Annotated in this window: 20 protein-coding genes and 1 pseudogene; 8 read left to right on the forward strand and 13 right to left on the reverse strand. The window is 62.6% G+C overall.

Features of this window, described 5'->3' with window-relative positions:
- Positions 1–2: 2 nt before the first annotated feature.
- Entirely contained in the window at positions 3–1,157 is a 1,155-nt protein-coding gene (gene ampC / locus EJD88_RS08755; RefSeq protein ID WP_178117095.1) for a class C beta-lactamase, read from the reverse strand.
- Between the two features lie 202 nt (positions 1,158–1,359).
- Here ampC and EJD88_RS08760 point away from each other — a divergent pair, with 202 nt between their 5' ends.
- Positions 1,360–2,544: a DUF2252 family protein gene (locus EJD88_RS08760; RefSeq protein WP_112195585.1), complete on the forward strand. Its 1,185-nt coding sequence runs from the start codon at positions 1,360–1,362 to the stop codon at positions 2,542–2,544.
- A 143-nt stretch (positions 2,545–2,687) separates the two neighbouring features.
- On the opposite strand, the gene yghX is transcribed toward EJD88_RS08760, so the two are convergent.
- Entirely contained in the window at positions 2,688–3,575 is an 888-nt protein-coding gene (gene yghX, locus EJD88_RS08765; RefSeq protein ID WP_099585354.1) for a YghX family hydrolase, read from the reverse strand.
- 129 nt (positions 3,576–3,704) lie between these two features.
- Between yghX and EJD88_RS08770 the strand changes: the two genes are divergently transcribed.
- Positions 3,705–4,256: a YceI family protein gene (locus tag EJD88_RS08770; RefSeq protein ID WP_158877745.1), complete on the forward strand. Its 552-nt coding sequence runs from the start codon at positions 3,705–3,707 to the stop codon at positions 4,254–4,256.
- Here EJD88_RS08770 and EJD88_RS08775 read toward each other — a convergent pair.
- Complete coding sequence (locus tag EJD88_RS08775) at positions 4,253–5,143, reverse strand: DMT family transporter (protein WP_158877747.1); 891 nt, start codon at positions 5,141–5,143, stop codon at positions 4,253–4,255. The two genes, EJD88_RS08770 and EJD88_RS08775, sit on opposite strands and share 4 nt — an antisense overlap.
- 90 nt (positions 5,144–5,233) lie before the next feature.
- Here EJD88_RS08775 and EJD88_RS08780 point away from each other — a divergent pair, with 90 nt between their 5' ends.
- A complete protein-coding gene (locus tag EJD88_RS08780; RefSeq protein WP_158877749.1) occupies positions 5,234–6,559 on the forward strand; it encodes a PLP-dependent aminotransferase family protein in 1,326 nt (441 codons plus the stop codon).
- A gap of 14 nt (positions 6,560–6,573) precedes the next feature.
- Here EJD88_RS08780 and EJD88_RS08785 read toward each other — a convergent pair whose 3' ends face one another.
- Positions 6,574–6,999, reverse strand: a complete 426-nt coding sequence (locus tag EJD88_RS08785; protein WP_099585350.1) for a nuclear transport factor 2 family protein — start codon at positions 6,997–6,999, stop codon at positions 6,574–6,576.
- Between the two features lie 247 nt (positions 7,000–7,246).
- On the opposite strand from EJD88_RS08785, the gene EJD88_RS08790 reads away from it, so the two are divergent.
- Positions 7,247–7,465, forward strand: coding sequence for a DUF6434 domain-containing protein (locus tag EJD88_RS08790; protein WP_158877751.1), 219 nt, complete (start codon positions 7,247–7,249; stop codon positions 7,463–7,465).
- Positions 7,466–7,628: 163 nt separating this feature from the next.
- On the opposite strand, the gene EJD88_RS08795 is transcribed toward EJD88_RS08790, so the two are convergent.
- Positions 7,629–9,335, reverse strand: a complete 1,707-nt coding sequence (locus EJD88_RS08795) for an amidase (protein ID WP_158877753.1) — start codon at positions 9,333–9,335, stop codon at positions 7,629–7,631.
- 56 nt (positions 9,336–9,391) lie between these two features.
- Positions 9,392–9,544 (reverse strand): annotated as a pseudogene (locus EJD88_RS08800) (transcriptional regulator); the annotation flags it as partial.
- A gap of 85 nt (positions 9,545–9,629) precedes the next feature.
- Between EJD88_RS08800 and EJD88_RS08805 the strand changes: the two are divergent.
- Entirely contained in the window at positions 9,630–9,935 is a 306-nt protein-coding gene (locus EJD88_RS08805) for a DUF2834 domain-containing protein (RefSeq protein ID WP_099585347.1), read from the forward strand.
- A 123-nt stretch (positions 9,936–10,058) separates the two neighbouring features.
- Here EJD88_RS08805 and EJD88_RS08810 read toward each other — a convergent pair whose 3' ends face one another.
- From EJD88_RS08810 to EJD88_RS08820, 3 genes are read right to left on the reverse strand one after another with little or no spacing between them, the layout of a single operon-like run.
- On the reverse strand, positions 10,059–10,982 hold the full coding sequence (locus tag EJD88_RS08810; RefSeq protein ID WP_158877755.1) for a sugar ABC transporter substrate-binding protein: 924 nt from the start codon (positions 10,980–10,982) through the stop codon (positions 10,059–10,061).
- Between the two features lie 37 nt (positions 10,983–11,019).
- Complete coding sequence (locus tag EJD88_RS08815; RefSeq protein WP_158877757.1) at positions 11,020–12,144, reverse strand: phytanoyl-CoA dioxygenase family protein; 1,125 nt, start codon at positions 12,142–12,144, stop codon at positions 11,020–11,022.
- Positions 12,144–12,989, reverse strand: a complete 846-nt coding sequence (locus tag EJD88_RS08820) for an SDR family oxidoreductase (protein WP_158877759.1) — start codon at positions 12,987–12,989, stop codon at positions 12,144–12,146. Before EJD88_RS08820 ends, EJD88_RS08815 begins: the two co-directional genes overlap by 1 nt.
- 123 nt (positions 12,990–13,112) lie before the next feature.
- Between EJD88_RS08820 and EJD88_RS08825 the strand changes: the two genes are divergently transcribed.
- Together EJD88_RS08825 and iolG are read left to right on the forward strand one after the other, a co-directional pair.
- Positions 13,113–14,138, forward strand: coding sequence for a LacI family DNA-binding transcriptional regulator (locus EJD88_RS08825; RefSeq protein ID WP_099585343.1), 1,026 nt, complete (start codon positions 13,113–13,115; stop codon positions 14,136–14,138).
- Positions 14,139–14,173: 35 nt separating this feature from the next.
- The gene (gene iolG / locus EJD88_RS08830) at positions 14,174–15,178 is read left to right on the forward strand and encodes an inositol 2-dehydrogenase (RefSeq protein WP_158877761.1); all 1,005 of its coding nucleotides are present in this window, start codon (positions 14,174–14,176) and stop codon (positions 15,176–15,178) included.
- 2 nt (positions 15,179–15,180) lie between these two features.
- Here the strand turns inward: iolG and EJD88_RS08835 are convergent, their stop codons facing one another.
- Both EJD88_RS08835 and EJD88_RS08840 read right to left on the reverse strand, forming a co-directional pair.
- Positions 15,181–16,341, reverse strand: a complete 1,161-nt coding sequence (locus EJD88_RS08835) for a GGDEF domain-containing protein (protein WP_158877763.1) — start codon at positions 16,339–16,341, stop codon at positions 15,181–15,183.
- A 108-nt stretch (positions 16,342–16,449) separates the two neighbouring features.
- Positions 16,450–17,661 carry an MFS transporter gene (locus EJD88_RS08840; protein ID WP_099585340.1) on the reverse strand — a complete coding sequence of 404 codons (1,212 nt, stop codon included), beginning with the start codon at positions 17,659–17,661 and terminating at the stop codon, positions 16,450–16,452.
- A gap of 144 nt (positions 17,662–17,805) precedes the next feature.
- Here EJD88_RS08840 and EJD88_RS08845 point away from each other — a divergent pair, with 144 nt between their 5' ends.
- Positions 17,806–18,597 carry a helix-turn-helix domain-containing protein gene (locus EJD88_RS08845; protein ID WP_099585339.1) on the forward strand — a complete coding sequence of 264 codons (792 nt, stop codon included), beginning with the start codon at positions 17,806–17,808 and terminating at the stop codon, positions 18,595–18,597.
- Here the strand turns inward: EJD88_RS08845 and EJD88_RS08850 are convergent.
- On the reverse strand, positions 18,572–21,130 hold the full coding sequence (locus tag EJD88_RS08850; protein ID WP_158877765.1) for an EAL domain-containing protein: 2,559 nt from the start codon (positions 21,128–21,130) through the stop codon (positions 18,572–18,574). The two genes, EJD88_RS08845 and EJD88_RS08850, sit on opposite strands and share 26 nt — an antisense overlap.
- A gap of 74 nt (positions 21,131–21,204) precedes the next feature.
- A complete protein-coding gene (locus EJD88_RS08855) occupies positions 21,205–22,344 on the reverse strand; it encodes an MFS transporter (protein ID WP_158877788.1) in 1,140 nt (379 codons plus the stop codon).
- Positions 22,345–22,351 lie beyond the last annotated feature (7 nt).

Genomic DNA, 22,351 nt, shown 5'->3' on the forward strand with positions numbered 1-22,351 from the left:
CTTTAGTGGTCCAGCGTACTCAAGATCGCATGGGCCACTTTCACCCGCTCCGCATTCGGGTAGTTCTTGTTCGCCAGGATCACCACCCCCAATCCCTTGCTCGGCACGTAGGCCACATAGGCACCAAACCCATTGGTCGAGCCGGTCTTGTTCACCAGGGTGTTGGCATGGGGCGCCTGCGCCGGCGTTAGCCAGTTGACCTTGTGCGGTTCCATGGCCATGGGTGTGGAGTTGCCGTCAATCAACGCATCGAGCGTGATGGGGTAGGGGTACATTTCCCAGCCCAGGCCCTGGGTCATGCCGTCGACGGTGTAGTAGCCGGTATGAGTGATGGCGATTGCCTGTTGCACGGCGGTTTCCAGCTTCGCGGAGCGCATGTTGGCTTGCACATAACGCAGCAGGTCCGAGGCGCTGGTCTTGATGCCGTACGCCTCGCTGTCCATGGCGCCGGGGCCGACGCGCACCGGCTTGCCATCCTTGCCGTAGCCTTGGGCGTACAGGTCCATCTGGCTTGTCGGCACTTTGACGAAGGTGTGCTTGAGCCCGAGTTTGGGCAGCAGGGTCTTTTCCATCGCCTGGTCGAACGGCTGCTTGAGGCTCTGCGCCGCGAGGTAACCGAACAGGCCCAGGCTCGGGTTGGAATACAATCGCTGGGTGCCAGGGGCGAAGTCGGGTTTCCACTGCTGGAAGTAGCTGATCATGTGCTGGTTGTTGTCGGCCTCAGGCGGAAATTGCAGGGGCAGGCCACCGGCGGTGTAGGTGCCCAGGTTAAGCACGCTGATGTGGTCGAACTTGCCGCCGCCCAGTGCAGGCAGGTAGTCGCTGGCCGGGGCCGACAGCTTGAGTTTGCCGGTGGCTGCTGCATAACCGGCGAGGGTGGCGGTGAAGGTTTTGCTGACCGAACCGATTTCGAACAGGGTGTTTTCGTTGACGGGCTGCCGCGTCTCCCGGGATGCGACGCCATAGTTGAAATACTGCACGTTGCCGTCCTGAACCACGCCGACGACAAGGCCGGCAATGGCCTGTTGCTGCATCAGCGGCTTCACACTGGCGTCCACCACCGCTTGCAGGTCAGTGGCGGCCAGGCAGTTGCCGGCAGCGAGAAGGGCGGCTATCGCCGTGACAGTGCGCATGCCTGGGAGCATAGAGAGGGGCATGAGAGGGTTTCCATGAAAGTGATCGAAAAAAAAGACCCTGCGCGGGCGAGGCAAATATAGGCAGTTCGCCAGCGCTGGGCAAACGATGACGTCGCTTGCCTGGCTGTAGCGGAAAAGGCCAGCGTAACGACTATTTTAGAAACATAATGAAACATTCGCCGATGCGCGCCGCTCTACCGCTACACCTGTACAGAGTTATTCCATGAAAACACCGCGCCCCTCCGCTCGTATGCCTCACCTTACCCAACTGCGAAACCTGAAGATGGCGCGCTCGGCCCACGCCTATGTACGCGGCAGTACCGTGCAGTTCTACGACTGGCTGCACAGTTTGCCGGGGCGTCGTTTACCCAACGGGCCTGCGATCTGGATCTGCGGCGATTGCCATGCCGGAAACCTGGGCCCCACCGGCGACAACGAAGGCCGCATCGATATGCATATCCGCGACCTGGACCAGGCTGTGATCGGCAACCCGGCCCACGACCTGGTGCGCCTGGCCTTGTCCCTGGCGACCGCCGCGCGAGGCTCGGACCTTCCTGGTGTGACCACCGCACGCATGCTTGAAGAAATGATGCTGGGCTACGAACAGGCCTTCAAAGATAAACCCGACGAAGCACCGCCACGCCCGTCCCAGGTCAAGGCCGGCATGCGCAGCGCGGTGGCGCGCACCTGGAAGCACCTGGCGCGCGAACGCATCGAAAGCGCCCGGCCGACCATCCCGCTGGGCAAGCATTTCTGGGCGTTGTCGCGGGCTGAAAAAAGCGCGCTGGAAGGCGTCTGTGCGTCGGATGAGATCCACCAATTGGTCACCTCGCTCAAAGGTCGGCCCAAGGACGCCAAGGTCGAACTCCTGGATTGTGCTTACTGGGTCAAGGGCTGCAGCTCCCTGGGTCTGTTGCGTTACGCGGCCTTGCTCGGCGTGGGCGACAAGGATGATCAGGAATATTGCCTGATCGACATCAAGGAGGCGGTCGGCGCGGCTGCGCCCCGAGCCGCACGGGCGAAGATGCCCAGGGATAATGGCCGCCGGGTGGTTGAAGCTGCGCGGCAGCTGTCACCGGGCCTGGGCGGACGCATGGTCGCGGCGCGGTTTCTGGATCACGGGTTTTTTATTCGGGAACTGCTGCCACAGGACATGAAGTTGGAACTCGATGAGTTGAGCGAGACTGACGCTATGCACGCCGCGGGTTATCTGGCGCGGGTGGTTGGCGTTGCTCATGCGCGGCAGATGGACCGAGCGACCCGCAAGGGGTGGATGGCGACGTTGCAGGAGAACCGGTCGAGGGAATTGGATGCGCCCTCATGGTTGTGGACCAGTGTGGTGCAGTTGGTGGGGAGTCATGAACAGGGGTATTTGAACCATTGTCGGCGGTATGCTTTGGAGCACTGACCCAGGGCGCCAGGGTGAACAAGATACCCCGTAGATACCGCACACATTTCTCCCTTGCGCTTGCCCGGTGAGCGTGAAGACGGTATCTACGGCGGCGGGGCAACGAGGTGGAGATGCTCATGACCGGCGCGCCGCAACGCCGGTCATGCCAGGTATTTGCGAAACCAGCCCAGCGTTCTTTCCCACGCCAGGTTCGCCGCTGCTTCGTCATAACGCGGCGTCGAGTCGTTGTGGAAGCCGTGATTGGCACCCTTGTAGATGAACGCTTCATAGGTTGTGCCGGCCGCTTTCAAGGCTTTCTCGTACGGCGGCCAGCCTTCGTTGATGCGTGTATCCAGTTCGCCGAAGTGCAGCATGATCGGTGCCTTGATGCGCGGCACGTCCTTGGCCTCCGGCTGGCGGCCGTAGAAGGAGACCGCTGCGCCCAGTTCGGGGTAGGCCACCGCTGCCGCGTTGGTCACGCCGCCGCCGTAGCAGAAGCCGGTGATGCCGACTTTGCCGGTGCTGCTGTCGTGGTGCATCAGCCATTCGATGGCGGCGAAGAAGTCGTTCATCAGTTTGGTCGGATCGACGGTCTGTTGCAGTGCCACGCCTTTTTCATCATTGCCGGGGTAGCCGCCAACGGAGGTCAGGCCATCCGGGGCCAGGGCAATAAAGCCGGCTTTGGCCAGGCGTCGGGCGACGTCTTCGATATAGGGGTTCAGGCCACGGTTTTCGTGCACCACCACCACCGCCGGCAACTTGCCCGCTGCCTTGGCCGGGCGCACCAAGTAGCCGCGTACCGTGCCGTTGCCCTTGGGCGAGGGGTAGGTGATGTAGTCGGCGACGATGTCCGGGTCGGTGAATTTCACTTGCTCGGCCAGGGCGTAATTGGGGCTCAGGGCGGCGAGCAGTGCGCCAGCGCTCATGCCCGCGAAGGTGAACAACGCCGCACGGTCGAGAAATTCACGGCGGTTGATCTTGCCGTGGGCGTAGCCGTCGTAGAGTTCCAGCAGTTCGGGGGCAAAGTCTTTCGCGGTGAGACGAGTCATCGGTGCAATCCTCGATTGGCGGTGGCAATCAATGTAGACCAGGTTCAGCCTTCACGGCCACGGGCAGCTACGCTGTCCAGCAGAACATGCGTCTGTGGGGGTACGTCCATTTTTTTTGCGGAGAATTGAATGAAGCGTCGAATGTTAGCCGTAGCCCTTGGTTTTATCGCCAGCGCCCAGGCCGTTGAGTACAAGGACGTCAACCACACCGCCAGCCAGATCAGTTTTACCTACGAGCAACTCGGGCAGCGGATGTATGGCACGTTCAAGGAGTTCGAAGGCACCTTGACCTTCGATACGCAGGCGCCGGGGGCGGGGCATGCGTTGCTCAAGATCCAGCTCGCCAGCATCGACGCCGGCAGCGGCGATACCAATGACACCCTGCAACGCGCGTCCTGGTTTGATACCGCGACCTACCCGGTGGGCGTGTATGAGTCCACCGGGGTCAAGGCGCTGGGGGATAACCGCTTCCAGATCAGCGGCAACCTGACTATCAAGGGCATCACGCGCCCGGTTGATGTGCAGGTGCTGCTCAAGGAGCTGGATGGCATTGGCGTGTTCGATGGCGAATTCATCCTTGATCGCGGCAATTTCAAGATCGGCGACGGTGAATGGGCCGGCAACAGCGTGGTGTCCAACGACATCCATATCAAATTCAAAATGGTCGCGCCGCAGCGCTAGCGGGCGACCTTTTTCGCGCCGGCCACGCAGCCGATCACCGCCACTGTCACCAGTACCATGCCCAGGCTCACCTGCTCATGCAGCAGGCCCGCCGCCAGCGCCAGGCCAAAGAACGGTTGCAGCAACTGCAACTGGCCGACGGCCGCGATCCCGCCCTGAGCCAGGCCGCGATACCAGAACACAAACCCGATCAGCATGCTGAACAGCGCCACATAGCCCAGGCTCAGCCAGGCCGGGAGGCTGATGCCGGTAAAACGCGGCGGGGCAAGGATCAGGCTCAGCGGCAGCACCACCGGCAGCGACACCACCAGCGCCCAGCAGATCACCTGCCAACCGCCCAGGCTGCGCGACAGCTTCGCGCCTTCGGCGTATCCCAATCCGCATACCAGCACCGCCAGCAGCATCAGCACATCGCCCGCTGGTGACGCGCTCAAGCCTTGGGCCAAGGCATAACCCATCACCAACGCACTCCCCAGGACCGAAAACACCCAGAACACCGGCCGCGGCCGCTCGCCGCCGCGCAGTACACCAAATACCGCCGTGGCCAGGGGCAGCAGGCCGATAAACACGATTGAGTGCGCAGAGGTCACGTATTGCAGGGCCAGGGCGGTGAGCAGGGGGAAGCCGATCACCACGCCCAGTGAGACGATCACCAGAGGCACCCACTGACCGCGTGCGGGGCGTTTCGCCTTGAGCAGCCACAACAGAAGCAGCCCCAATGCGGCGGCGATGGCGGCGCGGATCATCGTCAGAAACACCGGATCGAATTCCATGACCGCCAAGCGCGTGGCGGGCAGTGAACCGCTGAAAATCACCACGCCGATAAAGCCATTGATCCAACCCTGAGTGCTGCTGTCCAGGGCGCTGAGGGGAGACGTACGTTCCATGAGGGCTGTCCGGAAAAAGAAAAGTTGCGTGGCGCCCATCCTAGGATCGAAGATTAAGACAATCAAAAAATTGTCATGGATACACCGCCAATGCCCCGCGCCCGCTACAAGTCACTGGTCGACAGGTTTGCCGAAGACATCCGCAGCGGGAAAATGCCCCCCGGCATGCGTTTGCCCACCCATCGCCAATTGGCCGCCGACCACGGCCTGGCGCTGGTCACGGCGAGCCGCGTGTACACCGAGCTGGAAGCCATGGGCCTGGTCAGTGGGGAAACCGGGCGCGGCACCTTCGTGCGGGAGATCACGTTACCGCCAGGGCAGGGCAGTGGGCAGATGGCCATCGCGACGGGCATGCTCGACCTCAATTTCAATTACCCCTCGCTGCCCGGTCAGGCCGACTTGCTGCGCACCGCGCTGCGCCAGTTGGCGCTGTCCGGCGACCTTGAAGCGCTGCTGCGTTATCAACCCCACGCCGGTCGCCTGCATGAGCGAGCCACCATTGCCCGTCACCTGCTGAGCCGGGGGCTGACGGTGGCCGCCGAGCAGGTGCTGGTGGTCAGTGGTGCCCAGCATGGGTTGGCGGTGGCGATGATGGCGTTGCTCAAGCCAGGGGATGTGATCGCGGTGGACGCATTGACCTATTCGGGGTTCAAGGTGCTGGCAGAGACCCTGCATCTTGAAATCGTCCCGATTCCCGTCACCGCCAGCGGCCCGGACCTGACAGCTCTGCGCAACCTGTGTGGCAAGCGCCCGGTGCGCGCGGTGTACAGCATACCGACCCTGCACAATCCGCTGGGCTGGGTGATGGGCATTGAGCAGCGCGAGCAACTGGTAGCCATCGCCCGCCAGCACAACCTGATGATCATCGAAGATGCGGCCTACGCGTTTCTGGCCGAGGACGCACCGCCGCCCTTGGCCAGCCTGGCGCCGGAGCGCACGGTGTATGTGGGCGGGTTGTCGAAGAGTGTTGCCACCGGGCTGCGAGTGGGGTTTGTCGCCGCGCCCGCTGCGTGGATGAAGGCGCTGGAACGCACCATCATGGCCACCACCTGGAACGTGCCCGGCGTGATGAGTGCGATCGCCGTGGCCTGGATCGAGGACGGCACCGTCGCCCAACTGGAAGCACAAAAGCGCCAGGATGCCCAGGCTCGGCAAGTCTTGGCGGCGCAGGTGCTGAAGGGGCTGGCCTACACCAGCCACCCGTCATCGTATTTTCTGTGGCTGCCTTTGGCGGAAGACGCCCGCGCTGACCAAGTCGCCATGACCTTGCAGCGCGAGGGCGTCTCCGTCTCCACCGCCGAGCCGTTTGCCGTTTCAGCCCACGTGCCCCATGCGTTGCGTCTGGCATTGGGTTCGGTGGACATGCCGGCGCTGCGCGAGGCGTTGCACAAGGTGCGCAACGTAGTGGCGTGGTGAGCCTACGCTTGCCTTCAGAATTTAAACGCCTGGCGACCGATCAATAGCCAGTGGCCTTTCTGTTTCTGCCAGACCTGGAAGTTTTCGATGTCGGTGGGTACTTCCACGCCACTGTTCACCGCCTGGGCGTGAAAGTGGTTGCGCACCAGCGCCGTGTCGCCTTGCAGGGTGATGGTCTGTTTTTGCATTTCCAGAGTCTTGAAGCCGCTGCGACCGGTCTCGATATCGGCGATGAACTCCTGTTTGTTCTGGATCTTGCCGCTGGAGTGGCCGTAGGTGAGTTGCTCGGCGGTCAGGGCCTGAAGCTGCTTGATGTCTTTATGCAGCATGGCTTGGGTCAGGTGATCGACCGCTTGGGCGACGTCTTTGTCGGCAGGGGATGCGGCCACGTAGCCGCTGAACAGGCAAAGAAAACCGATCAGTAGTTTGACGTTCTGCATGGATGTTTCCTTATTGTTGTTGGGGATGTAGACGACAGCTGTAGTCGTCGTACAACCATGCAATATTTCCTGTGACGATGGAAAGTGAAATTTCGAAATATCCTGAAATTATTGGGCATATAAGATTGAATGCGCTTATACGATGTCCCAACACATTGAGTTCTTTGAGTTGCCTGGTTTTGGTGCTTCCTCGGAAACAGGCGCATCGCTATGCTAACGCCGACACCTCACCTGCCCGAGCGAAAAAATGGATTTTGACTGGCACAGCGACCCCATCACCCGCGCCACTCCCGTGACCGCGCACTACAAAAACACCCAGAACGTGCGCCGCTTCATGTGTGAGCACTGCGCGCCGAGCTTCAAATTCGACCGCCCCTTCATGGCGTGGATTCGCAACGAGACCCCCAAGACCCTGGGTGACGTGGTGGATGAGTGGCAGCGCCGGAACACTGACAAGCATCCATAAGCACGGCAATGTGCTGGCGACCTTTTAAGACAAAGCCAAGCAACTGACACGCCGAAGATCAAAATGTGGGAGGGGGCTTGCCCCCGATGGCAGTGGTTCAGGTGGAACAGCTTTGACTGACACTCCGCTATCGGGGGCAAGCCCCCTCCCACGGGTTGAGCCGTTAGTTGTCTGCCAGCGGCGGGGTACGCGGCGGAATCAGGCGCTTGCTGCCCGTTGCCTCATACGCCGCCGCAAGGCGCAACAACGCCGAGTCATCATAGGCGCGCCCGGCAAATGTCAGCCCCACCGGCATGCCGATGTCCGCCATCACGCCCATCGGCACGGTGACGGTAGGTACGCCCAGGTGGCGGATGGCGAGGTTGCCGTTGGCCACCCAGATGCCATTGCTCCAGGCGATGTCCGCGCTGGCTTCATTCACATCGGCATCGGCCGGGCCGACGTCGGCGACGGTGGGGAACAGCACGGCGTCGAGGCCGAGCTTGTCCATCCAGTCTTCCAGGTCGATGCGCCGGGTTTGTTCCAGGCCGCGCAGGCCGTCGGGCACGGTGCTGATTTCATTCCAGGGTGTGATGCCGCGCTGGGCCATGCGCACGTATTCGTCCATGCCGGCGGCGAGGTCGTCTTCACGGTTAGGCAGGGTGCCGGGGTCGTGTGGGAAGATTTTTGGGCCGTCCACATCCGCCAGGCGGTTGAGCGTTGGGTCGTCGTTGGCGCGCAGGAAGTCATCGAAGGCCCAGGCGGACAGTTCCCACAACTCGTCGTGCAGGAATTCCTTGGACACCAGCCCACGGGTGAACACCGTCGGCGCGCCGGGGCGATCGCCTTCGCAGTTGGACACCAGCGGGAAATCCACCTCGATCACTTCGGCACCCGCTGCTTCCAGCGCCGTGCGGGCGTCTTTCCACAGGTCGATCACGCTCTCACGGGTGTTGATCCGTTGCCCGGTCGGGCCGCCGATGCCGGGCTTTTCGCTGCTGCCGGCGTCGGGGTCGGCATTGATGTACATGCGCGGTACGCCCAGGCGTTTGCCCGCGAGGGACTCTGCCGTCGCGGCCAGTTCAGCGTAAGACGCCGGGCGCACGTCGGTGACGCGGGGGATCGGCACCCAGGGTTGCAGGCGCCACAGGTCGCCACGGGTGTCGGAGTCTTCGGCGACCACCACATCGAGCACTTCCAGCAGGTCGGCCATGGTGCGCGCATAGGGCACCACCACGTCCATGGTTGGCGTCAGCGGCCAGTTGCCGCGCACCGAAATCACCCCACGGGACGGGGTGTAGGCGCACAGGCCATTGTTGGACGCCGGGCCACGCCCGCTGGACCAGGTTTCTTCCGCCAGGCCGAATGCCGCGAAACTGGCGGCGGTGGCAGTGCCCGCGCCGTTGGACGAACCGGAGGCGAACGGCGCGGTGAGGTACTCAGCGTTATACGGGCTTTCGGCACGGCCATACACGCCACGCTGCATGCCGCCATTGGCCATCGGCGGCATATTGGTCTTGCCCAGGCAGATAGCGCCACCGGCGCGCAGGCGTTCGATGGTGAACGCATCGCGATGAGCGACGAGCTTGGCAAAGGCCGGGCTGCCCGAGGCCGCAGTCAGCCCCTTGACCAGGTAGCTGTCCTTGGCGGTATAGGGAATGCCATCCAGTGGCCCCAATGTTTCGCCTTTGGCCCGGCGCGCATCGGACGCCTCGGCTTCTTGAAGCGCTTCGGGGTTGCGCACCACCACGGCGTTCAACGCGGTAGCGGTCTGCGGGCCGTCGTAGGCCTCGATCCGGGCAAGGTAAGCCTGGACCAGCACAACGGCAGTGGTCTGGCCGGATTCAAGCGCAGCGCGCAATTGGGCAATGGAGACTTCGGTAACTTGCATGACGTTTTCTTCGCCGCCTTAAGTTGAGGTATGGCCGCAGTCTACGTACAGATATTTCACAAAACCAGCGCCGAATAGTCCGCGAAGGCGGCGCGCATCACCTGCCAGGTCGCCTCGTCAGCGGGAATCAGATGCTCGATGCGCAGCGAGGTGAGGGTGATGTCCTGAGGCATGCCGAACGCGGTGAAGGTCGACAAAAAGGATTTTTCGTGGCCCTCGCAATGACCTCTAAGGTCATTGCGAGGGCCAAACCTTATCGCTAAGGTGGGGCTCGATCACTTCAAGGAAGACATCATGCCAAGACCCTCGATTGCCCTGGCCGCTTTGCTCGGGTTTTCCCTCTACACCCTGTTCACTCTGTTGACTGCCGAGCAATCGTTATGGGCTTTTGGGCAGCAATTGCTCTCGCGGCCGGACACCGCGCAAGTAGTGATTGACCTGTACCTGATGGCGATATTGGCGTGCGTATGGATGTATCGGGATGCGCGTGGGCGAGGGCGCTCGGTGTTGTCGGTGGTGCCGTATTTTTTGCTGACGGCGGTGTTTGTGTCGGTGGGCCCGTTGCTTTACATCGTGCTGCGGGGGAGGAGGGAGCAATGACCGTCCAAAAAATTCCAGGCTGGTATGAACACTCTGCGGCGTTTCTCTGACTTCTGTGGTGAGCGAGCTTGCCTCGCGCGGCAAGCCCGCTCACCACAAAAGCCCCTTACTGACCCAAATCTATCAAGGGTTGAGGAACGCCTGGTAGTTGTCCTTGGTGATCTGCTGGTAAGGAATGGTCAGCTCAGCCTCGTAGGGCTGTTTTTTCACCATCTTCACCGCCAGGTCAATCGAACCCACCGCTTGCCCCTTGTTGTCCTGATACGCCGTCACCAGCAACTGGCCTTTTTTGACCGCATCCAGCCCGGCCGCGCCGCCATCGCTGCCGGCGACCAATATGTCCTTGCCCGGTTGCATGCCCGCCTGGCTGATCGCCATGGCCGCGCCAATCGCCATTTCATCGGCATTCGCCGCCACCGCATCGATTTTGCGGCCCGAGACAATCCAGTTGTTCATCAGGTCAATCGCCTTGCTGCGCTGCCATTCGGCGCTCTGCTCCTCGACGATCTTGATATCGGGGTAGTCCTTGAGCACGTTCTTCACGCCCAGCGTCCGGTTGTGCGTGGCGTTGTTCGACAGCAGCCCCAGCATGATCGCCAGGTTGCCCTTGCCGCCCATTTTCTGCGCCAGATAACGCATCTGGATTTCGCCGGCCTTGATCTCATCCGAGCCCACGTACCCCACGCCCGGCGGAACATCCTTGAACTCCGGACGACGGTTGACGTACACCAGCGGGATCTTCGCCTGCTGGGCATTCACCGTCATTTTCTGGGTGGCGGCGGTGTCCACCGCGTTGACGATGATCGCGTCCATGCCTTGTGCGGTGAAGTTCTGCACCTGGTTGAGCTGGCGCACTACATCGCCCTGGGCGTCTTCGAACTGAAGGGTTACACCGGGCAGTTCCTTGGCGTGGCTCGCCATGTAGTCACGCATTTGCGCGAGGAACACATCGTCGACCTGGGCGATGCTCACGCCGATCCGTATATCGGCCAGGGCCCAAGGGCTGACAGCCAGGGTAAACAGTGCCGCAAGGAGTTGCTTCTTCATGATGGTGCTCCGCTGTTTTTGTTGTTGTTAAAGCGATTCATGCCTGACGCTTGGCCCGCATCTGCGCCACTGCTGCGGCGAAGTCCGAATAGGGCCAGCGTTCGTTGAGAGCTTGCTGCATCAGCTGTTGCCCGGTTTGCGGGGCCAGGCCCCGCAGCGGCGGGTCGGTGTCGAGGTTGGTAGGGAAGGAATAGCCATCGGCCGTGCAGGCAATCACGGCCTGGGCGTCCAACGTTGGGTTGGCCAGCAATGCCGGATAGACCGCCAGCATCATGCGGTCACGGTCGAGGGCTTCCATCGGTTTGCCGAACGCCGAGGAGATTTGCAGCAGATTGGCCATGCGATGGCGGTCGACGGTGCGGTTGGTGCCGGCGGCATGGAACAGCGCCGGGTTGAAGAACAGCAGGTCGCCCTTGTTCAGGGGCAGTTGCACGGCATGCTGCTGGAAATAGTCGATGAAATCTTCGCGACGCCACGCCAAATAGCCCAAGGCGTATTGCTGGGAAAACGGCAGCAACTGGGTCGGTCCGCTTTCCAGCGGCATGTCCGTGTGGGCCACCGCGCCTTGTAACGTCAGGTATTGCGACAGCACGTGCAGCGGCAGCGGAAAGCGCTCCACCACATCGTTGGTCTGGAAGCCCAGGTGGTAATCCCGGTGCGGCTGTTGCGCCTGCCCGCCGGGATGCACCACATTCACCTGGGCCGTGACTTGGTAACTCGGCCCCAGCCACGCTTCGGCAATCAGCCCCAGCAGCGGGTTGGCGTAATACTCGACAAAAGATTGCGGCGACTCTAACGCCGCTTTTTGCAGCGAGTTCCAGATACGCCCGTTGCTACCGGCCTTGGCAAAATGATCGGCGGCCACGCCTTGCGCGGCCTCAGTGGCGAAGATCGCCTCGAACACCTGGCTATGGCGGTCCACTACGTCCAGGTCCTCATACGCCTGGCGCACCACCATCACCCCCGGTCCATCGCGGAACAGGCGGTGCAGTTCATCCATCACCGCGCGGCGGTCGCTGTTGCGCAGGGTGTGGGCCCGATAGATCGGCACATTGCCGACTACCTCGGCGCACAGCGGATAATCCTTGGCATGGGCCTGTTGCGAGCACAGCCGCTGGAAGTCTTCCAGGCGCACCGCTTCGGCGCTGACGAATGCCGACATCACACACCTCCCGACAGGCTCAGGGCCTGATGCGGTTGCGGGCTGCCGCCGTCGGTACAACCGACCACGCCTTGCTCCAGATCGATCACCGAGCCGGTCATCATGCCGGACTCGCTGGACAGTAAAAACGCCACGCTCTGCGCCACTTCCTCGGGCTTGAGCAAGCGTCCGAACGGTTGCGCGCTTTCGGCCTTGGCCAGCCAACCGTCCTGGGCACCGTGGTACTGGCGCTGGATATCATCCTCGTGGGGCGTGTCCATCCAGCCGATATTCAAGCCATTCACCCGGATGCGGTTGCGCAGGGCGCTGAACGCGACGTTCTTGGTGAGGATCGCCAGGGCTCCCTTGGACGCCGCGTAGGCACTCAAAAACGACTGCCCGCCATGCCCGGTGACGCTCTGGATATTCACCACGGCGCCTTCCACGCCGTTGCTGATCATCAGTTTGAGCGCTTCCTGCATCAGGAAAAACGGTGCCCGCACATTCACCGCAAACAGCCGCTCGAACAGCTCCGGCGAGGTATCGAGGATGGTGCCGCGGTCCGACATCCCCGCGCAGTTCACCAGCCCATGCAAGGTGCCGAAGTGGGTGCGTGCCGCGTTGATGATCGCCCGGCAATCCTCGACTTTCTCCAGGTCCGCCTCGACAAAAATTGCCTGGCAATCCAGTTGCGCCAGTTGCCGCACTTGCTCTTCACCCTGGGCACGACGACGGCCACAGATGATCAGCCCGGCGGCGCCGCGTCGTGCCAGGGTGTGGGCCACCGCCGCGCCCAGGCCTTGGGTGCTGCCGGTGACGACAAAGTACTGGCCGCTGAACGAGGTGGCGAGATCGGTGTTGGGCATGAAGTTCTCCTGGATTTGTTGTTGTTTTCATCGCCCGGCTCGACGGCGGGCAAAATGGAGATTAGCATTGCAAAACCTCAGTAACGCCCAAATAAGACCTCAAAAACACCTCAGGCGAAACCCATGCTCGAACGCGCAAAACATTTCTCCATCAAGCAACTCGCGACGCAGGCCGGTGTGAGCAAAGCCACGGTCGACCGCGTGCTGCACCAGCGCGGCAGCGTGCATGCGCAGACCTCGCGGCGCATCGAGCAGGCGCTGGATGAGTTGGAGTCCCAGGAAAAAAACGGCCTGGCGGTGGGGCGCACGTTCCATGTCGACGTGATCATGCACACGCCCCAGCGCTTCAGCGCGGCGGTACAGGCGGCGATCGTCGCGCAACTGGGTAGCCTGGCGCCGTTTCGTATTGCACCTCGCTTTCACCTGTTCGAAGAAATCGAGCCTCAGGCCATGCACGACCAGTTGCTGCGTTGCCTCGACACCGGCAGCCAGGGCGTGGTGCTCAAGGCCGCCGATGAGCCAGCGGTGAACCAGGCGGTCAAGCAACTGATCGCGGCGGGCATTCCCGTGGTGACCTTGGTGACGGACCTGCCGCAAAGCGAGCGCATCGGCTACGTGGGCATGGACAACCGCACCGCCGGCCAGACGGCCGCCTATCTGATGTCCCGCTGGCTGCCGGCGCAGCCCCAGGACGTGGCCGTGGTGATCGGCAGCGAACTGTTCCGTGGCGAAGAAGAGCGCGAGATGGGCTTTCGCGCCTGGTTGCGTGGCCGGGCGGCGCACTTGCGGGTGCTGGACATCAGCGGCGGCTACGGCGTGTACGACCGCACGTTCGACCGCGTGAGCCAGGCGCTAAAACAACATCCAGAACTCAAGGCGGTGTACAGCGTCGGCGGCGGCAACCGCGCAATCGTCGATGCCTTCGCCGCCCTGGAGCGCCCGCTGGAGGTGTTTATCGGCCACGACCTCGACGAAGAAAACCGCCAGTTACTACGCGAAGAAAAAGTCGCCGCGATCATCGACCACAACCTGCAGATCGATGCGCGCCATGTGTTCCTGCACATCCTGCAACACCATCGGCTATGGAAGGCCGGGCCGATTGCGCCGTCACAGGTGCAGATCGTCACACCGTTCAACCTGCCGGACTGAGTACTCCCTTTAAAAACAACATCAGGAGTTCAACCATGTTACGTATCGCTATTCTAGGTGCCGGGCGCATCGCCAGGATCCACGCCGCCAACGTCGCCGCCCACCCCAACGCCACGCTGGTGCTGGTGGCCGACCCCTGGCGCGAAGGGGTCGATGCGCTCAGCACGCAACTGGGTTGCGAAGCGGCCTACGACTGCGCCGCCGTGCTCACCCGCAAAGACATCGACGCCGTCGTGATCGGCACCCCGACCGACACCCATATCGACCTGATGCTGGCGGCGGTGGCCGAAGGTAAAGCGGTACTCTGCGAAAAACCCATCGACCTCGACATCGCCAAGGCCCGCAGTGCCGCCCAGGCCGTGGAGCGCCAGGGTGGCAATGTCATGCTTGGCTTCAACCGTCGCTTCGACCCCGACATGCTGCGCCTGCGCCAAGCCCTCGACGCCGGCCAGATCGGCGCCGTGCGCCAAGTCATCATCACCAGCCGCGACCCCGGCCTGGCCCCGCGTGACTACCTGGCGCACTCCGGCGGCATCCTGCGCGACATGACCATCCACGACTTCGACACCGCCCGCCACCTGCTCGGCGAAGAACCCGTGGAAGTCAGCGCCATTGCCAGCCGCCTGGTCGACCCCACCCTGGAACAGATCGACGACTACGACAGCGTCATGGTCCTGCTGCGCACGGCCTCCGGCAAGCAATGCCACATCAACTGCTGTCGTCAGGCGGTGTACGGCTACGACCAACGCGTCGAAGTCTCCGGCGCCACCGGCGTCCTGCTCACCGACAACCACCGACCCAGCACCTTGCGCCACTGGGGGGCCGAGCACACTGAAGCGCTGGAACCGCTGCAGCACTTTTTCCTGGAGCGGTATGCGGATGCCTATCGCAATGAGCTGACCCAGTTCATTGACGCGCTCAACGACGGTCGCGAACTGCCCACCAGCGTGCGGGATGGGTTGTATGCGTTGCATTTGGCGGAGTGTGCGTTGGAGTCGGTGAGGACGGGGCGGAGTGTTGGGGTTAGTTACGATCTCTAGCGCTAGGTACTGACGCCGGTCCGATCCACCAACCGAATACTGTCCCGCCCACCCCGCTTGGACTCATACAACGTCGAATCACCTTGCTCGATCAACGCCGCCAGGCTTTCCGGCGGCTGATCGAACAGGTTGGCGCCGATGCTCAGGGTCACGGGCTGCGGGGTGCTGAAGCTCTGCGCGGCCAGTTGCTGGAACTGCCCGCGCAGGTTGCTGCCCAGCTCGACGATCTGCTCGGCCGACGCCGGGTTCAGCAGGATCACAAACTCATCGCCGCCCAGCCGCGCCGCCAATGCGCCTTGGGGCACGACGGCGCGGATCATTTCGCTCAGGGCAATCAGCAGGCGGTCGCCAGCCGTGTGCCCGTGGAGGTCGTTGACGCCTTTGAAGTTGTCGATGTCGATCAGCAGCAGGGCGCCGGGTTGGGTTGGGGAGACCTGGGCCAGCAGGCGCGGGGCGCGCAGGTCGAGGGCGCGGCGGTTGTAGAGGGCGGTGAGTGGGTCGCGGGCCGCGAGGCGTGCGATGTGTTGTTCGCGGCGGTAGCGTTCGGAGCCGGTCATGGACAGGGCAATCAGCATGATTGCCATGGCGCCTTCGACCAGGGAGACCTGGATGATTTCGCCCTTGAAGGCCGCGAGGTCGATCAAAGTGCCGGGGATCACCACCGACAGTGCCTTGGCCACGTAAAAGATCCCGTGGAGCAGCAGCACGAAACGCAGCTGCACCGCGCCGACGCTCAGGGACCGGCCATGGGGCCGCAGCAGGAAACTGGCGCGCAGGGTGGGCAGTGCGACCAACAGCGATTGCACCGCCAGCATGGCCTTGGACCAGGACGGGTCGGCTGGCAAGGCGAGCATGGCGAACCAGATCGCGGGCATCAGGACCCAGGCACGCGACACCCGCACTTGGGTAAACCGCGCTACGCCGAGCAGAAACAGGAAGTGTGCGGTCACCAGCAAACCGTTGGCGAACCAGATACCGATGACTAAAAAGCCATTGATGCGCAGCAGGGCCAAGGTGGAGCCAATGGTGATGGTGGCGAAACCGCTGCTCCACAACAGCAGCGAGGGCTCGCGCACGCTGCGCCATTCAACCAGCAGGTAAAGGGCGGCAGCGGCTGCCAGGGCAACGGTGAGTGCCAGAATCGTAGGAGGGTCGAGCGTCATGTCTTGCCGGATCTGCCTGGTGTGCGTTCAAACCGGGATTGTAAGCGCACACGCAGGTTTTTCAGAGCTTTCTGGGTAATGGCACACAGCCAGCCGATGATCGGCCAGTCAGATCCCTTTGGTCGATGGCAACAGGACCGTCAGGATGCCCACCAGCGGCAGGAACGAGCACAGTTTGTAGACGTACTCGATGCCGTGGGTATCGGCGAGCAAACCGAGCAACGCCGCGCCAATCCCGCTGAAGCCGAACATCAGGCCGAAAAATATCCCGGCGATCATGCCGACGTTGCCAGGCACCAACTCCTGGGCAAACACCACGATGGCCGAGAACGCCGAGGCCAGGATAAAGCCGATTACCACGCTGAGCACGGCCGTCCAGAACAGGTCGACATAGGGCAGGGCCAGGGTGAACGGCGCGGCACCAAGGATCGAGAACCAGATGACTTTCTTGCGCCCGATCCTGTCGCCGATCGGTCCACCCGCGAAGGTGCCCACGGCCACCGCACCGAGGAACAGGAACAGGTACATCTGGGAACTCGATACCGACAGGTGGAATTTTTCAATCAGGTAAAACGTGAAGTAGCTGGTCAGGCTGGTCATGTAGAAGTACTTGGAGAACACCAGCACTGCCAGCACCACCAGGGCAAACGTCACGCGGCCTTTGGACAAGCCGTGGGTGGCTTTGCCGCCTTGCTTGAGCTTGAACAGGTTGAGGTGGCTGCGGTACCAGCGGCTCAAGCCGTACAGCACCAGGATCGCGAACACGGCAAACAGCCCGAACCAGGCGATATTGCCCTGGCCGTAGGGAATGATGATCGCCGCTGCCAGCAACGGGCCCAAGGCACTGCCAGTGTTGCCGCCGACCTGGAAGGTCGACTGCGCCAGGCCGTAGCGCCCGCCGGAGGCCAGGCGCGCCACGCGGGAGGTTTCCGGGTGGAAGGTCGACGAGCCCACGCCCACCAGCCCTGCCGCCAGCAGGATCGCCGGGAAGCTGCCGACAAACGCCAGCATCAGAATACCGATCAAGGTGCACACCATGCCGGCCGGCAGCAGCCAGGGCTTGGGATGACGGTCAGTGTGGTAGCCGATCCACGGTTGCAGCAGCGAGGCGGTCAGTTGGAAGGTCAGGGTGATCAGCCCCACCTGGGCAAACGTCAGCCCGTAGTTGGCCTTGAGCATCGGGTAGATCGACGGCAGCACGGCCTGGATCAGGTCATTGATCAAGTGCGCCAGCGCACAGGCGCCGAGGATGCGCATGACCAGGGGGCTTGCTTGGGGCGCAGGGGTGGCAGTGGCGGGTGACGCGGTGAGTGTCGACATGCAGGCATTCCATACAAGGCGGTGAACAGGGGCCGCCAATACGTGGTTGGCGGTCCATTTCAAATTGTTTCGGGGTTTATGCTAGATTCAGTAAAAATGTCTGTCTCACGAAATTCGGGCGGTAACTGTCGCAAAAAGGGCTAAATGATCAAATCACTGGATAAATTCCTGCAGGAGATCGACGAAGGCGAGTGGGCCGTGATCAGTTCGGCCACCGACTATCCGGAAAACTGGGTGATCCCCGATCACAGCCACGAGAAGCATCAACTGCTCTACGCGACCGAAGGGGTCATGGTAGTGCATTCGGCGCAGAATCAGTGGACCGTGCCGCCCAATCGCGGCTTCTGGATGCCCTGCGGGCACGTGCATTCCCTGCGCTGTGTGGGCCCGCTGAAAATGCGCAGCGTGTTTGTGCGCCCCGACAGCTTCCCCAATCTGCCCACCGAAACCAAGGCGGTGAGCATCTCGCCGCTGCTGAGCGAGCTGATCAAAGCCTCGGTCAGCCTCAAGCCGCCGTATGCCGAGGATTCGCGGGATGCGCGGATCATGCACCTGATCCTCGACGAACTGGCTGACCTGCCCGCGCTGCCGTTATCCCTGCCGCAACCGGCCGACCCGCGGATCCAGCGGATTTGCCTGGCGCTGCAACAGGATCCGGGCGATGCCTCGACGGTAGCGGACTGGAGCGAGCGCCTGGGCCTGGATCAGAAGACCATCCAGCGTCTGTTCCGCAAGGAAACCGCCATGACCTTTGGCCAATGGCGTCAGCAGGCGCGGCTGCTATTGGCTCTGGAACGCATGGCGATCGGGGAGAAGATCATCGACGTGGCGCTGGAGCTGGGCTACGACAGCCCGAGCGCCTTCACTAGCATGTTCAAGAAACAGTTCGGCAAGACGCCGAGCCTGTTCTTCAAGCAGGGCCCAGCAAGCGGTTGAACGCGTCGATATCCAGGGGGCGGCTGAGGAAGTAACCCTGGCCCTCGTCACAGGCCACGGCCTTGAGCATCGCCAGGTGTTCGGCGGTTTCGATGCCTTCGGCGGTGACCGTCAGCGCCAGGGCGCGGCCCAGTCCGACGATGGCGTGGATGATGGCTTGGTCGTCCTCGCTGTCTTCCAGCCGGGTCAGGAAGCTGCGGTCGATCTTCAAACCATCGAACGGGAACGCACGCAGGTAGCTCAGCGAGGAATACCCGGTGCCGAAATCGTCCATGGCAATGCGGATGCCCAGTTGCTTGAGGGCGCGCATCACGTCCAGCGCACCGCCCGCGTCTTCGAGCATGACGCTTTCGGTGATTTCCAGCTCCATCCGCGCCGGGTCGATCCCCGAGACCTGCAAGGCGTGGCGCACGCGTTCCATCAGGTTGCCGCGCTTGAACTCTGTGGGCGACAGGTTCACCGACACGAACAACCCATCCGGCCACTGCGCGGCACAGGCGCACGCGGTTTCCAGCACCCAATCGCTCAGCGACAGGATCAAACCTGACTCTTCGGCAATCGGGATAAAGGTGTCTGGCGCGATCAGGCCGCGGTCCGGGTGTTGCCAACGCACCAGCGCCTCGGCGCCGACCATCTGGCCATCGGCAATGCGATAACGCGGCTGGAAGTGCAGGCGCAATTCCCCATGCGTGATGCCGTAGCGCAGATCACTCTCCAGGCGACGACGCTCGATGATCCGCGCATTCATCTCGCCGGAGTAAAAGCGCCAGGTATTGCGCCCAGCGGACTTGGCCTCGTACAGCGCGATGTCGGCGTAGCGCAGCAGTTCGGTGACGGCGCTGGCGTCATTGGGCGCCAGGGCAATGCCGATGCTGGCGCTGATAAACACTTCCTGCTCGTCGATGCGGATGGCCCGCTCGATGGAGGCGATCAAGCGGCGGCACAGGTTTTCGACTTCGTTCAGGGTGCCGGCCTCGCTGAGGATCAGCACAAACTCATCGCCGCCAACCCGCGCCACGAGGTCGCCGTGGCGCACGCAATCGGTCAGGCGGCTCGACACTTCGTTGAGCACACGGTCGCCGGCGGCATGTCCGAGCAAATCATTGACCGGCTTGAAGCGGTCCAGGTCCAGGCTGAGCATCACCACGGGTTGCTCAAGGGTCGGCAGTGCCTTGAGCTTGGCGTCGAGGAAGGCTTGCAGGCGCGTGCGATTGGGCAGCCCGGTCAGGGCGTCGTGCTGGGACAGGAACTCGATGCGTCTGCGCGCCTCGACCTCTTCGGTCACGTCGGTGGCCGTGCCGCGAAACCCGCCGCACGGCATTTCCCGCGCGGACAGTCGGGTGGTGCGCTCCAGTCCTTTGGCATCCACATACAGGCATAGCACGCTAAGGTCCGGGCGCCTGCCGGGCGTGCACAACCACTGTGACAACAGCCCGTCTTCGGTGCCCAGCAGGTCATTCATGGCTGCGCCGATCCATGCGTCGCGGGCCAATCCGGTCACGCTTTCGAAACGCTCCGACAGGTAGGTGAAACGCCAGGCGGCATTGATCTCCCAGACCCAGTCGGAGCTGGCTTCCACTACATCGCGAAAGCGCGCTTCGCTGGTGGCCAAGGCACTCTGGCTGGTTTGCAATGAACTATGACTGGCATCCAGGGCCAGGGCGGCGGCGGTGCTGCGGCGCAAAATCATCCACGTCATCAGGCACACCAGCAACGCGGCCAGGCCCAGCAAGGGCAGGCCGACACCGATCAAGCGCCGGCCGGGCTGTTCCGGCTGCCAGTACAGGCTGCCGGCGCTGCCGTGGTCGCCGAGGGGCAGAAACACGCCCTTGGCGATGTCGTCAGGGCTGGCGATGTGCAGGTTGTCCACGCCAAAGTCATTGCCGATCCGGCCCAGTTTGGCGCTGTCGAGAATGTCGACGAAGATCAGCACCGAGGCTGGCCGGCCATCCGTAACCACAGTGGGGTCGGTGCCTGGGGTGATCGCGGCGGCGGCCACCAGCGCCGGGCTGCCGCGTACGTTGATGAACGTGCTCACGGGGGTTTCGTCGTCGGCACCGGCGCGGGCCTGTTCGAGAAGCTGGGTCAGGGGCTGGTCGAGCCATTCGCTGATTTCAAAGGCTTGCAGTTCGCCCTCGACCACCGCGTAGACGGTGCGGTTGGCGTCGTTGACCACAAACAGGCCTTGAAAGCCGAAATCATGGAACAGTGTCGAGCCGATATTGCCACGGGCGTAGGCCCACTCCTTGTCGACCTCGATATGCAGGTGCCTGTAGGCATCGCTCCAGAATGCGTAATCCTTGACCGTCACCCGCATGGCTTTTTCCATGGACTGCATGGCTTTGCGGGTATGGAACGCGCTTTCGGCCTGCTCGGTGTGGTCCAGCTCATGGGCAATGTAAAGCAGCGAGTAAGCCGCTGCCGCAAAGACAACGGCCAACAGGACCATGAAGTTGAACAGTGACGTGCGCGTCAGCGACAGGCTGGTACGGGTGGACAGCGAACGAACGATCGGAGCGAGAGAGTTGGGCATTATTTCGCGCAGGGCCTCGCTGCATGTCAGGGGTATGACAGCTTATCGGCGGCCCTGGAAAAAGGTTGAGCGCGTCAGGCGGTGCTCAAGCGCCCGGCGCGATAACTGACCCGGCGTGCCGCCCACGCCAGCAACGCGGCCACGCACAGCAGCGTCGCACTCAACTCGAACGTCGCCTGATAACCACTGATATCAAACACCACGCCTCCCACTGTGGCACCTGAAGCAATCGCCAACTGGATGATCGCGACCATCAAGCCGCCTCCAGCCTCGGCATTGTCGGGCAGGGTGTTTGCCAGCCAGGTCCACCAGCCCACGGGGGCGGCGGTGGCGACCAGGCCCCAGAGTCCCAGCAACAGGGTCGTCATCAAGGTCGAGCTGCCGAAAGCGACCAAGGCCAGGGCGATCAACGCCATCAGCAATGGGATAGCAATCAGCGTGGGGTACAGGCTGCGCTTCAAAAACCGTTCGATCAGGAACGTGCCCGCCAGACCGGCCAGGCCGAGTACCAGCAGCATCAGCGATAACAGGGATACGCTGACTTGAGTGACGGTTTCCAGAAACGGTCGCAGGTAGGTGAACAACATGAACTGGCCCATGAAAAACACACTGACGGCGAGCATGCCGATGGCCACCGGCGGGTGTTTCATCAGGCGCAGCACATTGGTGGTCTTTGCGTCGCCGTGGGTTTTGATCGACGGCAGGCTGATCAGCAGCCACACCACGGCAATCACTGCCACCGGCACCACGCAGAAAAACGCGCCACGCCAGCCGATCATCCCGCCGAGAAAGCTGCCGAGCGGCGCGGCAATCACCGTTGCAAGGGCGTTGCCGCCGTTGACCATGGCCAAGGCACGCGGCACTTGGGCTTCGGGCACCAGGCGCATGGCGGTGGCAGCCGACAGGGACCAAAACCCGCCAATGGCCACGCCGATCAGCGCACGCCCCAGCATGAAGATCAGGTAATTCGGCGCAAGTGCTACCACCGTCCCGGACACGATCATCAGCAGGGTCAGTGCCACCAGCAGGCGCTTGCGATCCACCCGGGCCGCCACGGCGGCAATCACCAGGCTGGTGAGCAAGGCAAACAGCCCCGACACAGAGATGCCTTGACCGGCCTGTCCCTGAGTGATGTCGAGGTCAGCCGCCAGCGGTGTCAGCAGGCTCACCGGCATAAACTCCGAGGCGACCAATGTAAAGGCCGCCAGGGACATGGCGAGC

This window comes from Pseudomonas sp. PB105 (assembly GCF_009764655.1).
Taxonomy (GTDB): domain Bacteria; phylum Pseudomonadota; class Gammaproteobacteria; order Pseudomonadales; family Pseudomonadaceae; genus Aquipseudomonas; species Aquipseudomonas cyclaminis.